General features: G+C 53.9%; 1 pseudogene. It reads right to left on the bottom strand.

Annotated elements, in window-relative coordinates:
- Positions 1 to 897, bottom strand: a pseudogene (locus tag ABRP64_RS11625) (IS110 family transposase); the annotation flags it as partial.
- Positions 898 to 974 lie beyond the last annotated feature (77 nt).

Here is a 974-nt window from a genome sequence, read left to right on the forward strand (position 1 = left end):
GCGTGAACGCTCGTGGAATCTGATGGATGCAAAAGATGATTGCCATAGGGCGTTCTTTAATTTTTTGTTGCCGGCTCGGTTCAGTGAGTTCGACATGATCGAGGTTCCGGATTGATTCGTTCGGGGCGATAAGCCAGCGTAAGAGGCTAGGTGCCCAGCTGACGGAAAGTCGGACATGTCGTCTGCGGTCATGAGAATTTGTGCTGCCGTCTTTGGTCCGATTCCCGGCATGGATAGCAGGATTTGAGTGTGGGGGATGTCGTTGATGAGCCTGATGACTTCCTGCTCGATTTGTTGGCGGTGCTCGAGCTTTAAAAGCGCGTCCTTCGCCGACATTGCTACGCCCATTTCGGCATAGTGTGCACCTGCAATAGTGACTGTTTGCTCAGAGATAGCAGCGAATATGGCATCGAGGACAGGTTCGGGGTTGCGTGCCTTATATCGTCGAGCCAAGGCAGCTGCCTTGGCCTTACCTAAGCGTTTTATCTTGGTGGGCCCGCCGTAGCGTGCAAGTAGGTGTAGAACCCACTTGCGGTGGATTATCTGACCGCGAAGGGCTTGTTCGAATTGCGGGTAGCAGCCTACTAGCGCACTTCGAATCTGGTTGATGAGCCTGGTGTAGGAGCGTGCTAGGTCTTCGTCGATACCGTTGAGGACCTTCAATTGGAGGAAGGCTTCTTGGACGCGGTCGACGCTGCAGAGGGATTCTGGAAGGTTCTTTGCAGCGTGGGCGATGATGTAGGCGTCCCGGATGTCCGTTTTGGCATTACCAGCGTGGATGCGTGAGAGTTGACGCATAGCCAAACCAGGAAGGTAGCGCACGTCGATTCCGATATCTTGAGCAACCGCGACAGTTAGTCGACCAATGTTATTTGGCTGGTCTACGACGACAAGGACGGACCTGACCCCCATGTGGTGGACACCTGATATCCAGCCCAGTCGAGCTGGCAAGATTGGTAATCTACCACCATGTC

This window comes from Corynebacterium sp. KPL4015, from assembly GCF_040225725.1.
Lineage (GTDB): Bacteria > Actinomycetota > Actinomycetes > Mycobacteriales > Mycobacteriaceae > Corynebacterium > Corynebacterium rhinophilum.